Origin of the sequence: Bacteroides sp. 1001302B_160321_D4 (genome assembly GCF_015667765.1) — a bacterium.
In the GTDB taxonomy this organism is placed as follows: domain Bacteria; phylum Bacteroidota; class Bacteroidia; order Bacteroidales; family Bacteroidaceae; genus Bacteroides; species Bacteroides xylanisolvens.
Map to the genome: position 1 here is coordinate 109069 of NZ_JADPLO010000004.1, position 14913 is coordinate 123981.

Below are 14913 nucleotides of genomic sequence, written 5' to 3' on the forward strand. Positions count from 1 at the left end.
TTAAAATCCTACTTTCAAGCCCATATTTATCACCATTACTACCGGATACATTGCATTACCGTTGGGACGAGATTCCGGATCTACAATTTTCAATTTATCTAATGTCAACAAGTTATAACCTGTTGCAAAAACTCTCAGACTTCCAATATTGATTTTGCTCAATATTTTTTTAGGAAAATTATAACCAATCTCCACATTTTTCAAACGCAAGTAGGAAGCATCACGTAACCATAAATCCGAGTCTCTGTAATTATTTACTTTATTCGTAAACGAGATGGCAGGAGCTTTAGCTGAATTTCCTTTTTCCGGCGTCCACATGTCATCTATCATATATTTCATTAACGAACGAGAATCTGTGGCTCCAAACGGTTCACGAAAAATATCATCCAATAAGCGGGAAACTTTTGTTGCGCCGGACCATGTCATACTGAAATCGAATCCTTTATAGGAAAATCCCAAATTTATTCCTCCTGTAAGAAGTGGGTAAACTGGATAACCGATAGCGGCAACATCGTACTGGTCTATCTTATGGTCATTATTTAAATCCTTATATTTCACATCACCCGGCTTAGGAATATACCCTGTTCCATGATCCGGTATTGATTTACCACGTTCGGTCTCATACTTTGCCACATCTTCTTCCGAAAAGAATCCATCGTATTTATACCCCATCTGTTGCCCAACCGGCTTACCGGTCTTTCTCATATAATCGTAAGGATAGGGAACTTCATCTTGAAAGACGATCTTATTTTTAGCATAAGCCAGATTGAAACCTATATGATATCTAAAATCATGAATTCTATCTCTCCAGTTTACACTCAGTTCATATCCTTTATTATCAACTTTGCCAATATTGGCAATAGGCAAATTTGCTGCTAAATAAGTTGGCAGAACCTTACGATTTGTGAGAATATCCTTACGACGCTCAATAAAATAATCAAAATTAACTTTTAGTTTGCTGTTAATGAAATAAGCATCCACCCCATAATTCTGCTTTGCAGCCGTTTCCCAAGTTACGTCGGGATTACCAATCTTACTTTCCACTGCACCTTGCCATGCTGTAGATATGGAATTTCCAAAATAATAACTACCTGTCGACGGATTATAAGAATCCGGCAGATAAAGAAAACGATAGTTACCACTCACACGATCATTCCCCACTACACCATAGGAAGCACGAAGTTTAAAATAACTCAACCACGGTTTTAAAGGTTGCATAAAGTTTTCCTCTGTCAGAACCCAACCTGCTGATACTGCGGGAAAAAGACCAAACCGCTTACCTGGCGCAAAATTCTCAGAACCATTATACCCCACGTTCATTTCAACCATATAACGTGTTTTCCAGTCATAAGTAGCACGCCCAACTAAACCGATATAGCTTCGGGGAATAGATTTAAATTCATCCGGATTACTATCCGGATAATATTTCATTGTTTGATTGTACATAGCCAAGGCTGAAACATGATGATCACCAAAATCACGCTTATAATTCATGGCGACCTCCATATACCAGTCTCTGCTCCGGCTTGTACTCTCCGAATATTGAAGATTGGTCTGATCTCCCACTTTACGCAAATTCACTGTACCATCTTCATTTACTATCGTCTCATAATGAGGATAAGAAGTTTTACGCAACTTTTTCAAAGTCACACCGCTATTATAAGATGCTTTTACATGTGCCTTCAAACCTTTAGTGATGAAGTTCAATTTCTGCTCCAGCATAAAATCAAAATTCAGGATATTCCCTGCTGAAGTGTTATATCCTTTTCCATAATATGGATAAAGTCCGTCTCTTACAGTACCCGGCAGACTAAATTCTTTTGTATCAGGCCATATCCATTTTCCATCCATAATACCTACCCCCGACATTGGAATAGCCCAATAAATATCACGGAACAATAATCCGATATCACTACTTCCTTCATAATTCGGCGTACGCTTATCATTAACACGCCCACCTAAATTCATACGCATCAATGTGGTTTTCGTCAGGTCCAAATCCAGATTTATACGATAATTGTAACGGTTATATTTGAAATTACCATCATACTCTTTCTCAAACGACTTGAATAGACCATCTTGCGTCAACACACCCAAGGAAGCAAAATAACGGACTCCTCTTGTTCCTCCGGAAATAGAAAAATTATGTTGCGTTTGCAAAGCCACGTCCTTTATTAACATATCCACCCAATCCGTATCTGGATAAGCTAAAGGATTGCTGTGTGTCCGGTAGGCTTCAATCGCTTCATCCGTAAAAGCAAAGTTACTCTCTATTCCATCCCGACGCTGGGCATTGACATATGTACTTGCATACTCATAACTGTTGGCAAATTCCGGCATACGCGTTGGCATTTGTAAAGAATAAGAAGTAGATACATTTATTTTAGGTTTTCCTTCTTGTCCCCTTTTCGTTGTTACCAAAATAACACCATTAGCACCACGAACACCAAACACAGCCGTTGACGAAGCATCCTTCAAAATAGAAATATCTTCAATTTCATTAGGATCAAGTTGGTTGAACGAACGTTCTACTCCATCTACCAAAACAAGTGGTGACGATAATCCTTCTGTCAACGAACCGACACCACGGACATACATTGTTGCATCATCAGCTCCCGGCTGCCCAGTCTGCTGCACAGTAGACAACCCCGGTAATTTGCCGGTCAATGCATTGGATATACTTGAGACTGGTGATTTAAGAATTTCTTCTGTACCCACAGATGAAATAGCACCCGTCACTGTCACTTTCTTCGTTACGCCATACGCTACAACTTGTACTTCCTGCAACTGCAAAACATCTTCAGATAATTCAACTTTTAAAGTAGACTCGCCCTTATAAACAATTTCTTTACTATCATATCCGACATAAGATATGACAATTGTCGCACCAACAGGAACATCCAGTTTAAAATTCCCATCCATATCTGTTATAACACCTTTACCGGCATTCTTCACCACGACACTGGCACCTATTATAGGCTCGCCATTATCAGTTACCGTACCAACAACCGTCTTACTTTTCTGCTGCATAATATCTGCCGAAACAGCTATACTTTCCGTCACATAGTTCTCTGAAGAAAATGCCTGTTGTCCAAACACAAAAGACATCGCTAGCAGACATACCCATTTTTGGGGTATCTTCATTGGAGTGAAAAAGTCTTTCATTGCATTTAAATTTAAGTTACTAGAATGATTAAAAATTCATCAAATTGACTAAAAAAAACGACCTGACAAAAATGTTTATTCACACTGCGAATATAGTTAGAAAACCAAAAAAACAAAAACCAAAAACGTACATAAGAAGTATAAAAATTATCCTCCCAAGTTCTCTATTAATCATTGTACAAAAAAACACCCTTTTAGTACAAAAAAATCACCATTACAGCACTACTTCTGCACTGATTTACTCTTAGCTTCAATGTCGCAATCCCTTTTCCGCTTCAATGCTTCCAGAAAATAATAATCTGCATAAATCAAAGGGACATCTATTTCGTTTCCATGCGGATAACTTCCAACAGAATGCATCAATAAGAAATTGTGATTTTCACCAATCTTACTCCGATAATCCGATGATGACAAAGAATGCATTACCTTATCTGCCGTCTCTTTATACTTTGCTTTATTCGAATACATGCTCAATTCATACAAGGCGGCAGCCATAATAGCAGCAGCGGAAGCATCTCTTAATTCATGGGGAATATTCACTGCATCAAAATCCCAATAAGGAATCAAATCTTCAGGAAGATTGGGATGTGTACATACGAATTCATAGGCAGCTTCTGCCTGCTCAAGATATTTTAATTGACGTGTATACCTATAACACATTGTATATCCATAAATACCCCAGGCTTGCCCACGTGCCCAAGCTGATTCGTCGGAATATCCCTGAGCTGTGCAACGACTTCGCACCTTACCTGTTCTCATATCATAATCAACTACATGATAAGAGCTCCCATCCATACGAAAATGATTCTTTAAAGTCATATCTGCATGTGAAACCGCCATATTGTAAAAAGTAGAATCACCGGAAAGAGAAGTTGCCTCAAAAAGAATTTCCAAATTCATCATATTATCAATAATAACAGGACACTCCCAGCCTCTTTGTGCCTGCCATCCTGTACGGGTATTCCATGATTGGATAACTCCGGCTCCAGAACGAAACCGAGTGGAAAGGGACTTGGCCGCTTGCACGATAATTGTATCATATGCCTCCTGCCCCATACGCATACCATTTAAATAACTACATCCTATAATAAAGCCGATATCATGATGAGAAGTTATATATTGTTGTTGTTTCAGAGCTTCCGTATACTTTTTCGCCAATGTTTTCCATTTCTCATCTCCCGTAAGATTATACAAATACCAAAGGCTTCCCGCGAAAAAGCCCGAAGTCCAGTCCCATACGTTACGGGCATATACTATATTTCCTTTAGTATCTACCGTACGAGGTGCCCAAGGTTTACCATTTTTTTCCAGTTTTTCTATCAACAAATCATATTGCGCCGCTGCATACTCAACGTTTTCTGAAAGATAATTTTCCTCTACCCTTTCACAAGCACACACAAAAGTGAAAAACAAGGCTATACAAATTGAAATAATAGTTTTCATAAATAATTCATATTATTTTGAGAAAACAAAAATACGCATGCTAATCACAAAAAAGGGATAATATATGTACAGAAAGAGGATGTCAAATATATACAATGAGACAAAAAGCAGCGATGTACAATAAACGACCTAAAATGTACAATAAACGACAAAAAAAGAAAATACACACATACTCTTTATTTAATAAAAACGATATATTTGTAATCTGTATAATAAGATCTAGAATATGAAAAGCAGGATTATAATCATTTTTTATTTACTAATATACACATTATCAGGAAAAGCACAAAGCATATCATTTCTTCATCTGACAACCGACGATGGCCTACCTAATAATTCCATTTCTTCCATTTATCAGGATGAACGTGAATTCATGTGGTTCGGTACTCGCAATGGAATCGGCGTATATAACGGAAAAAAAATTAAAATCTATCAAAAGGAGAAAGATATTTCCAACAGCATTTTATACAATGATATATATCATATTACCGGTGACCGGAACGGACACGTTTTTATTATGACCAACAGAGGTATCTCCGTTTATGATATAGAAAAAGATTTATTTAGTACGATAACCAGAAATAATATGAAAGCGCAGTTCTTCTCCGGTTATTTATACGCTGCAACATCCAAACAAATATTTAAATACAACGGCAACAAGCTGGAGCCTTTCTATAAATTTCCGGATAACGAAGGATATATCAGAAAATTATATATACATAATGATTCCATACTCATCGGAAGTGACCGGGGAGTATATATACTAACTCCCCAAAAAGAACTAACCCATCCTATTACAGCAGGGAATATTTCTGATATTTTCAGAGATAGTAACGGAGAGTATTGGATAACCGCAAGTTCCGGTCATGGGCTGTACCGCATTCAAGGCGAACAAATTGACAGGTTTCAGTGTAAAGAGGAAGATCCGACGACAATCAGTTCCAATTTTACTCACAGGTGTTGCGAAGATACAGAAGGCAACATATGGATAGGAACTTTTAACGGGTTGAACAAATATGATAAAAATACAGGAGAATTTTACAGATATTTTAAACAGGAACATAACAAAAGTTTAAGCCATTCCTCTATTTGGGGATTATACTGTGACAAACAAGGAACTATCTGGATAGGAACCTATTCCGGCGGCATCAATTATTTCAATCCACAAAAACAGATTTATCGCGAATATCAGGCCTCTTCCAAAGAGGAGGAAGGATTAAGTTCTCCCATTATCGGACGTATGCTAGAAGATTGCGAAGGAAACTTATGGATATGTACTGAACGGGGAGGAATCAATAAATATAATCCTGCTACCCGGACTTACAAACGTTATCTAAGCAAAAGTAGTTCCTGTAATCTACCACATGATAATGTGAGGGCTGTCTACTATGATTCTCTGCAACAAGTATTATGGCTTGGTATACATCTAAAAGGACTGAACAGACTAGATATGAAGACTGGGCATTTCACTCAATATAAAAATAAAAAAGGAGATAGCAGTTCTCTTCCGTCCAATCTTGTGGAGGATATTATTCCTTATCAGAAACAATTGATATTGGCCACAGCAAATGGAGTCACGCTATTTAACCCACAAACAGGCAAATGCAAATTGTTATTTCAGGATAAGAATGCGCTTTATAATACGATATCCACTATAGGGCTGACTTTAGACCACGAAGGTACATTATGGATAGCCAACAATAACAGCGGAGCGTGTGCTTATCATTTTGACAGTCAAAAATTCTCCATTTACAAACATAAGAACAGTAATAAACACAGTCTCAGTAGCAATAGCATTAATTCCATTTACGAGGACAGTCAAAAAAGGCTCTGGTTTTGTACAAACGAAAATGGACTAGATTTATATAGAAAAGAGACTGATGATTTTATCAATTTCGATAAACGTAAAAACGGGCTTGCCAGCAATGTAATATATAATATTTGCGAACTATCACCTGAAAAATTGTTAGTGACAACGGATAAAGGATTCTCAATATTAGATTATCAACATAAAGAATTCAGGAACTATGATGAATTGCCCTTAAGCTGTATAAGTGAAAATGCGCTCTATAAAAGCCGGAAAGGAGAAATATTTATTGGTGGAACCACCGGAATGATTTCTTTCCAGGAAAAAGATTTGGAACAGGCGCCACGATCTTATCGCATACTTCCATATCGTCTAACAGTGAACGGAGAAAATATTCAGACTGGAGACCAAAGTGGAATATTACACCGGAATATTACATATACCCCAAAAATAACCCTAAAATCTATTCAGAACATTTTCAATATCGAATACACAACTACAGATTACATACCTTTCAATAAGAATAAAATTGTTTATCGATTGGAAGGTTTCTCAGACACATGGAATGTATTGGAGCAAAACACTATTACTTATACTAATCTTGCTCCCGGCAATTATACATTAATTGTAAAAGCAGAAAACGTAAACGAAAAGCTAGTTCCCCCTAGTCGATTACAAATAGAAATATTACCTCCCTTTTATCGTACAATATGGGCCTATTTAGCATACATTATAAGTATCATCATACTTACATATTATATCATACATACATATCATCATCGCCTAAAATTACAGGAATCTCTTAAATACGAAAAAAGACATATCGAAGATATCGAAAAACTAAATCAGGCAAAACTACGTTTTTTCACCAACATATCCCACGAGTTCCGAACACCGTTGACACTTATTATCGGCCAAATGGAAATGCTACTGCAAGTACGTTCTTTCAACCCCAATGTGTACAATAAGATTTTGGGAGTTTACAAAAGTTGCCTGCAGTTAAGAGAACTTATAACCGAATTACTGGATTTCCGGAAACAAGAACAAGGACATATGACCATCAAAGTCTGCGAACACAATATGGTTCATTTTATATATGAACACTACCTGCTGTTTCTGGAATACGCGGCACAACGCCAAATCACTTTTAATTTTGAAAAAAGCAGTAATAATATCAGTGTATGGTTTGATGCCAAACAAATGCAAAAAGCTATTAATAATCTTATTTCTAATGCATTCAAATATACCAAAGCAGGGGGAACAATATCTATCGCAGTCAGGAAGAGAAATCAGGAAGTGTTAATTGAAATAACAGATAATGGTTCAGGCATTGCTGAAAAAGATATTGATAAGATCTTCAATCGTTTTTATCAAGCAGACATAGATTCCCCATCACATACAGGTACTGGTATTGGTCTGGCTCTCACTAAGGGTATCATCGAATTGCATCATGGAAATATTGATGTGTCCAGCGAGCTTGGAGAGGGAACAACTTTCCGCATCCACCTAATGACAGGAAAAGAGCATTTCACAAACGACCAAATTTGTACAAATTCCAATACTTCTTGTTCAAATGAAGTCACTAATTTGAATTTAGTCTATCAACAGCCTCTAGAGCAGGAAAAGGAAAATATAGATAACGAAAGTATACCAAAAGAAGGAAAATACAAAATACTAATTGTAGAAGACAATGACTCGCTTAGAGAAATGTTAGTCAACATTTTCAAATCACTTTATACAGTAATTACTGCTGTTAATGGTAAAGAAGGGTTGGAAAAAACGTGTTCGGAAATGCCTCATATTGTTATCAGTGACATCATTATGCCTGAAATGTCAGGTACAGAACTTTGCCTGGCTATCAAACAGAATTTCGATACTTGCCATATTCCCGTCGTTCTGTTAACTGCCAAAACTACAATTGAACACAATCTGGAAGGTTTGAAAATGGGAGCAGACGATTATATCGCCAAACCATTTAATATCAATATTTTATTATCAAGATGCAATAATCTCGTTAATAATCGAATTATGTTACAGGAGAAATTCAGTAAACAACCGCAAATAAATACTCTAATTCTGACCAATAATATCCTGGATAAAAAGTTTATGGATAAAGTCACAGAAATTATTGAAAATGAAATTGATAATGTGAATTTTAGTGTAGACCAACTTGTTGCCCAAATGGGAATTGCCAGAACTAAATTATTCACCAAACTAAAAGCAATAACAGGACAGACTCCAAGTGACCTCATTATGACTATCCGTTTGAAACGAGCTGCATATTTGCTAAAGAATAATCCTGAATTAAATATATCCGAAATATCTGACCGAACAGGATTCAGCTTTCCAAAATATTTTAGTAAATGTTTCAAAAAAAAATATCATGTAACTCCACAAGCTTATAGAAAAGAAGAGATTCAGATATAGAACTTCAGAACACTAGCAGAAAATTATTCGAATTATATTCTTATTTCACATTAGGGATATTCTCAAAATAAATCGGAATATTCCTAAAATAATAAAATGTAAGACAACTAATTCATCGCGAGTTAATAACTTTTTTGCATCTTTAAGTATTTCTTGTGACAAAAAGTCGCACAAGTAATTGTTCAACATTGCGTCTGAACTCATTGTTCCGTCAATAGTAGCCTAAAAAAGCGTGCATTACCAATAATGGTTTAGTGCGAAGCTCTCTTGACAATATGGTTCTATACAAAAAGATCCAATGTATAGACTGTTAAACTGACCGATATGAGTAACATAAGGAACCGCCATACCACCCGTAATAAAGAAATAACTTACGGATATTGAGAAGCTATAACCAAAAGTCAAACAGGCAGGATAGTGTTATAAAATATTCTTCAAAAAACACTTTTCTTTATACATTTTACCTCAATCTGCACAACTTTTTATAACACTTTGTCTCCTCCCAGGAGTTATGTATATTACCACTCACTTCGTTTACTGACTATTTGCCTCCAGCTAACTCGATGATAAAATCTAGGCTGTTTACTTTGAATGCTGTCTTCTTAAAGCATAATGAATTCAAAAAAAGAGTGCACATAAATGAATTTCTCAAATAAAACGTTTCTTTCATAGAGAAATTCATCCTTTGAATAAAAACTGTGGCTATTTTATTTAGCGCATCATAAAAACAATATTATATCTTGCCGTTTTTCTCATAGGACCATATCAACCTCTAAATTATTAGATAACCTGAAACATCATTGGCATTACCTAAAACACGAAAAGAGCCCCATAACCCTCCGCTGAAGTAGAAGCCCTTTCTTAATACAAAAACTTAACTTTGACTTTACTAACTATTCCATTTATTGAGTTTCACAACCCACATGTTTACGTCCTGCAAAATTATAATGGAAATTTATATATCGCAAATTATTAACACAAAAAACATCATATACATCTCAAATTCTGAAGTATACCGCTCAATAAAACATCATTAATATTTTATGGAGTATTTATTGAACCAAAGAAAAAATAAAGCGACAAGAATCCGCTGACTCTCATCGCACAATAAAACACGACAAATACTGGAACGCTTTTCACAAAGGGTACAATATTTAGAGATTCTAAAAACAATAGACAAATCTCTTATTTCTAAAATAAACAAAAAACAAAGTCCGTTGGTTTACTTAAAAAATCATTATTTACAGAAAGCCTTAATTTTAAGCAATAGATAACCACAAAGACATTATCAAACAAATCAATCTGCAAATTTCTCCACTATATTATTCCTCTTCATATAGACAACCTCTCCTCTTGAAAATAATTACTATTCAAATAAGAGAAAATAAATAAAGCGATGATAATCCAACGACTAACACCGCTTGTAAACAATTTAATGCATGAGACCCTTTTCACAAAGAGCATGCTACAGAAAGAAAATGAATCACTTTCCATTTTATTTTTAGGACAAGCAAAAATACAACTTCTTCCTGAATTTAAGAAACAACATAAACTTTATCCTACTCAAAAATCCAATGGAATAAATCTATTTATGTATGAATCATTTGCAAATAATTAAAATATTGAATACTTTTGTTACAGAATATCTTAAATCACAAGACTCTCATGGAAACCTTTTTACTTATCGGCATTACCATTGTAGCTGCCATATGGATTATACGAAAAGAAAACAAGAAACTCAAGAACACCAGCAGACTGCACAGATCCAATAAAACTTTCAGCGAAGAATGTGTCAAGCTACTTAAGTATGAAAAATACGGATGCTACAAACTTACCGGGATGCAATACAAATGCCTAAAGCAGGCTGATTATGGAGTACATCACGGATATGCAATAGCAGAAGGAAACAATCAATATGACAATGCCGTTATAATAAAGAGGAAAGACAATGGGAAGATTATAGCTTGTGTGGAAAATGATGTAAACAGGCAACTACATGATTTTATCATTCAAAACGAAGGAAAGGTACATGCACTATATTACATCTGGAAATATGGTAAAAATAGAATCTACGGATGTGCTTACATTAGGAATAGGGACGAACATCGATAATTGATATTCTTTATGGTTGAGTATTATTTCGTGCTACTAAGCCGTGAAACTTGTGAAAGGCAATACGACTTTTCAAAAGAATCCAATATAATAACAAAGCGATGAAAGTTCTTTAGGGGAGCTCACATCGCTTTAACATAAAAAATACTAGTGTGCAATGATCACCTTCTCACAAAGATGTATTATTGCAATATACAACAATTAAAATTGCACAATTAATAAACAAAGCATTTGTATTGGATAACAGTGATATGATATACAGAAAAACTGTCGTAGACATAATTCTTCTTTAATTACTCATCAGGCACAATACCAAGTGGAACGGGACGATTGTTATATCATTAAAACATAATACCACCGTAAACAACAAACAAAGCGATGAAAGTATTAACTCACACCGCTTAAAAAAACTATAACAAGCCGTAACTCTTTTCACAAAGAGTAGCTACGACGGAAGATTCACACTGATACTAAACTGAGAACAAAAATAATTATTCCCCAGGTATCTACAAAGAAATAACGCCCTAAAAATGCGACTTATAACAAGCTGCTATCAAAAACAGAATCAGAAGAATATCTCATCACTAACTATCAAATATAAAATATCCCCACCACAGATAAAATAATGCACCTCCGGAAGAACAATATTAGAAATAAATTGCTATTTTTGTCACGATCAATAGTACGAAAAACACACCCTAATGCCATTCATGACATCCTCGGAATAAGTACTAATCTGATATATGATACTGCACTGTATGAAATCTAAAGAATCAGCCCCGGTATCATCCACCAAAAACAAACAATCTGTGAATTGGAATACAAAGAAGAGAATCAACCCCAATACGAAAGCATGATTGTCCTCAGATCTATTTCAGTAGCAGAACTTATTAGAAATACTTTAATCATTTAGATAAATAGACAATTCTAGTTTATAAGTACTTGCTTTAAATTCTACATTCCTCTAATGAAAAAACATAATACCCCCTGTCAGTCACGATAGGGGTTTTGTATTTTATAACATTGAAGACACAATGCTTAAAAAATGACATTTATTAAGATCAAATAAGAAGAAAAGAATCAACTATTAACAATCAAGAGCATGTAAACAATTCAGATTATCAAATTAGCAAGGGCAAGATTTTCTCCAATTCTCGTTTATTTTGATGAAAGGATGACAGGTAGCGCTTTACATGTCATACTTTCTTCAGGGATATCTACTGTTATCCGTCACTTCCGATTTTAAACATAGAAACTTTTTATTCAATATAACCCAAAAAGAGAGTTTGTAATAACCGGTAATAAGAAAGGTATGCCTGTTAACCGAATTACCAAGCCTCAAACAATCAACAATATGCCAAAAGAAAAAAATTAAAAAAACGGAATAGAAAAGACCAAAGCACTCATAACAAGATTAGAAAAATTCAGAACAGACTCTGAAGCAGGAATGAAAAACGAGACTAACAGTTATTTCAGTTGGAGCAATAATAACAGAGAACGTACAAAACATTCGATCATCAGCAAGTGACTAAGAAGAACTAATTAAAGAATTGCAGAATCACGCGAATATATAAAAAATATCTACAAATATCTATATGTGATTAAATTTGTAAAAGAACTTCCAAAAAGTATCAGTGACAAGATTTGCCGTATAGAGACTCGCCACAATGATAAGAAAGCAAAGACATCTTCAATCTTTCACCATCCATCACTCTTATATACTAAAAAATCAAATATAGTATACAAGATCTTTTTTTATGTAAACTACTCATCCTAAAAAAATCACGAGAAATCACAAAAAACACACTTTAAAATGCATAAAATTTCAAATTATAATATAATTTTGCTAATACAAAATACATTTAGTGTTTAATAAAGAATACAAAATGAAAAAGAATTTGGATAATAGAGAATTAAATATTATAAACCGCTTTCTTCATGGAGATCATGAAGCATATTCTCTATTATATAAAGAGCATGTCCAAGAACTTTTCTCTTATGGGAAAGCCTTAACAAGTAACGATGAACGACTAAAAGACGCAATTCAAGATGTATTTTATAAAATATTATCCAATCCTTCCTCATTAAAAAATGTACAAAACTTAAAATATTTTCTTTTTAAATCATTAAAAAACAGGCTTATTGATATACTTAAATCAGAAATCAACAAAGAAGCAGTATATGAACGGATTGACTTCACTGTAAATGACGTCACAATATTGGACTCCTTGATTGAAGAAGAAGAACGCTTTGAACTAAGCCAAAAAATCAAATTATTATTGGAACAATTGACATTCCGGCAACGAGAAGCCGTATGCTTGCGATATATATATAATATGGAATACGAAGAAATTGCGGATTTGCTGAATATGAATAACTCCAAATCTGCAAGAAACCTGGTATCTCGGGCACTTGAACATATACGCAATGAAGAATCAGGCATTTTCATTTTACTCTTTCTATACAATCAGCCAAATTTTGCAGCCGACATACTTATATTATAAGTCAATATCCTCCAGCATTTATTATACAATTGCCCTCAAAAATAGTTCTCAAAAAAAAAAATGAAAAAAATATCTCTTTTTTAATGGCAAAAAAATCTGGGTATCGTCTTTATTATAAACAAGTCCGAAACTTGTTTATTGTTAACCTGATTAAAAGTGAAAATAAACTATGCCTGTCAATACCAAATACAAAAATTACTCTGTCAAGGATTTCTTGAAAGATGATTTATTTCTCCAGTGGCAATTGTTGTCTACAGAAACATTAGACAACTATTGGAAACAGGTACTACAAGAAAATCCACATCAAGAGGCTAATATTACCAATGCTATCCGAACGTTACATTCAATAGCTATTAATCGCTCAGCGCTTTCCTGCCAAAAAGAAGATGAAATTCTCAAGAATATATATGCACGTTACCACCGTCATAAAATTCGCAGATTCATTTATTGGACTACCAGTGTAGCAGCAGGCCTGATATTACTATTTTTTTCAGTATCTCCATTAACAAACATAACAGAAGAAAATATCAATGTAATGCTATCGGATGTTCAGTCCGTAAGGTTGGATACAATTCAGGATGTAAGATTAATAATAGGTAACAAGAAAACAATAACAATGGCAGAAGATGCCGATATCAGCTGGTCGAAGAAAGACGAAATTGAAGTAAATGGACGTTCATCAAATTCTAGCTACAAATCACAAATAGATGCAGACGTCGAATACAGCACTTTGCTGGTACCTTATGGCAAGCGTTCTTTTCTAACATTACGTGATGGCACGAAAATATGGATAAATTCCGGTACCGAGCTCCGGTTTCCAGCAAATATGGAGAAAAAAGGACGCGGCATCTACGTCAATGGTGAAATATACATTGAAGTCGCAAAAGACGAAACATCTCCTTTCTATGTACGCACATCCGAATTTGACGTAAGGGTATATGGAACTAAGTTTAATGTCACATCCTACAAGGCAGATCTGAATAAGTCAGTCGTGTTGGTGGAAGGTAGCGTGTCAGTATTGACGAAAGAAAAAGAAGCTGAAGAAATATTCCTTCATCCGAACCAAATGTACAAAACTGATCAACCCGGGAACAAAGTCACTGATGTGAATGCACTTCAATATATTACATGGAAAGACGGAATATGGCAATTTACGAGTGAACGGTTGGAAAACATTGTTCTTCGGCTGTCACGCTATTATGGCATAAAAATACATTGTGATGAAATATCAGCAGCAAAATCATGTACCGGTAAATTAGTACTGTTTGACGACATAAATGAAACATTGCAAATAATTGAGGAAATATTCGGCGTGAAATATACCCCCAATCAGAATGAGATAACAATTAGTATAAACCCTTAAAAACAGTGTAGCCTATGGTAAAATAAACGAAATAAAAAGCCGGATAATACGGCAATACTATCCGGCGTAATTTAGCTTACTAATAAAATATT

The 14913-nt window shown here is 34.9% G+C and carries 7 protein-coding genes; 5 read left to right on the plus strand and 2 right to left on the minus strand.

The window, feature by feature from the left end; translation table 11 throughout:
- Positions 1 to 3165, minus strand: a complete 3165-nt coding sequence (locus tag KFO40_RS02770; protein ID WP_370867671.1) for a SusC/RagA family TonB-linked outer membrane protein — start codon at positions 3163 to 3165, stop codon at positions 1 to 3.
- Between the two features lie 222 nt (positions 3166 to 3387).
- Positions 3388 to 4608: a glycoside hydrolase family 88 protein gene (locus KFO40_RS02775; RefSeq protein WP_048693152.1), complete on the minus strand. Its 1221-nt coding sequence runs from the start codon at positions 4606 to 4608 to the stop codon at positions 3388 to 3390.
- 226 nt (positions 4609 to 4834) lie between these two features.
- Here KFO40_RS02775 and KFO40_RS02780 point away from each other — a divergent pair, with 226 nt between their 5' ends.
- The 5 genes from KFO40_RS02780 (at position 4835) to KFO40_RS02800 (ending at position 14821) form a co-directional block, all read left to right on the plus strand.
- Positions 4835 to 8842 carry a two-component regulator propeller domain-containing protein gene (locus KFO40_RS02780; protein ID WP_048697637.1) on the plus strand — a complete coding sequence of 1336 codons (4008 nt, stop codon included), beginning with the start codon at positions 4835 to 4837 and terminating at the stop codon, positions 8840 to 8842.
- A 1462-nt stretch (positions 8843 to 10304) separates the two neighbouring features.
- On the plus strand, positions 10305 to 10460 hold the full coding sequence (locus KFO40_RS02785) for a hypothetical protein (RefSeq protein ID WP_153882589.1): 156 nt from the start codon (positions 10305 to 10307) through the stop codon (positions 10458 to 10460).
- 47 nt (positions 10461 to 10507) lie between these two features.
- Positions 10508 to 10954, plus strand: a complete 447-nt coding sequence (locus KFO40_RS02790) for a hypothetical protein (protein ID WP_048697631.1) — start codon at positions 10508 to 10510, stop codon at positions 10952 to 10954.
- Positions 10955 to 12840: 1886 nt separating this feature from the next.
- The gene (locus KFO40_RS02795) at positions 12841 to 13458 is read left to right on the plus strand and encodes an RNA polymerase sigma factor (protein WP_048697630.1); all 618 of its coding nucleotides are present in this window, start codon (positions 12841 to 12843) and stop codon (positions 13456 to 13458) included.
- A gap of 169 nt (positions 13459 to 13627) precedes the next feature.
- The gene (locus KFO40_RS02800; RefSeq protein WP_048697627.1) at positions 13628 to 14821 is read left to right on the plus strand and encodes a FecR family protein; all 1194 of its coding nucleotides are present in this window, start codon (positions 13628 to 13630) and stop codon (positions 14819 to 14821) included.
- The last annotated feature ends 92 nt before the right edge of the window (positions 14822 to 14913 follow it).

Excerpts from the sequence above, each read along its gene's own strand:
- KFO40_RS02790 (WP_048697631.1), top strand. The coding sequence starts at position 10,508 with ATGGAAACCTTTTTACTTATCGGCATTACCATTGTAGCTGCCATATGG.
- KFO40_RS02770 (WP_370867671.1), bottom strand. The coding sequence starts at position 3,165 with ATGAAAGACTTTTTCACTCCAATGAAGATACCCCAAAAATGGGTATGT.
- KFO40_RS02785 (WP_153882589.1), top strand. The coding sequence starts at position 10,305 with ATGCTACAGAAAGAAAATGAATCACTTTCCATTTTATTTTTAGGACAA.
- KFO40_RS02800 (WP_048697627.1), top strand. The coding sequence starts at position 13,628 with ATGCCTGTCAATACCAAATACAAAAATTACTCTGTCAAGGATTTCTTG.
- KFO40_RS02775 (WP_048693152.1), bottom strand. The coding sequence starts at position 4,608 with ATGAAAACTATTATTTCAATTTGTATAGCCTTGTTTTTCACTTTTGTG.
- KFO40_RS02795 (WP_048697630.1), top strand. The coding sequence starts at position 12,841 with ATGAAAAAGAATTTGGATAATAGAGAATTAAATATTATAAACCGCTTT.
- KFO40_RS02780 (WP_048697637.1), top strand. The coding sequence starts at position 4,835 with ATGAAAAGCAGGATTATAATCATTTTTTATTTACTAATATACACATTA.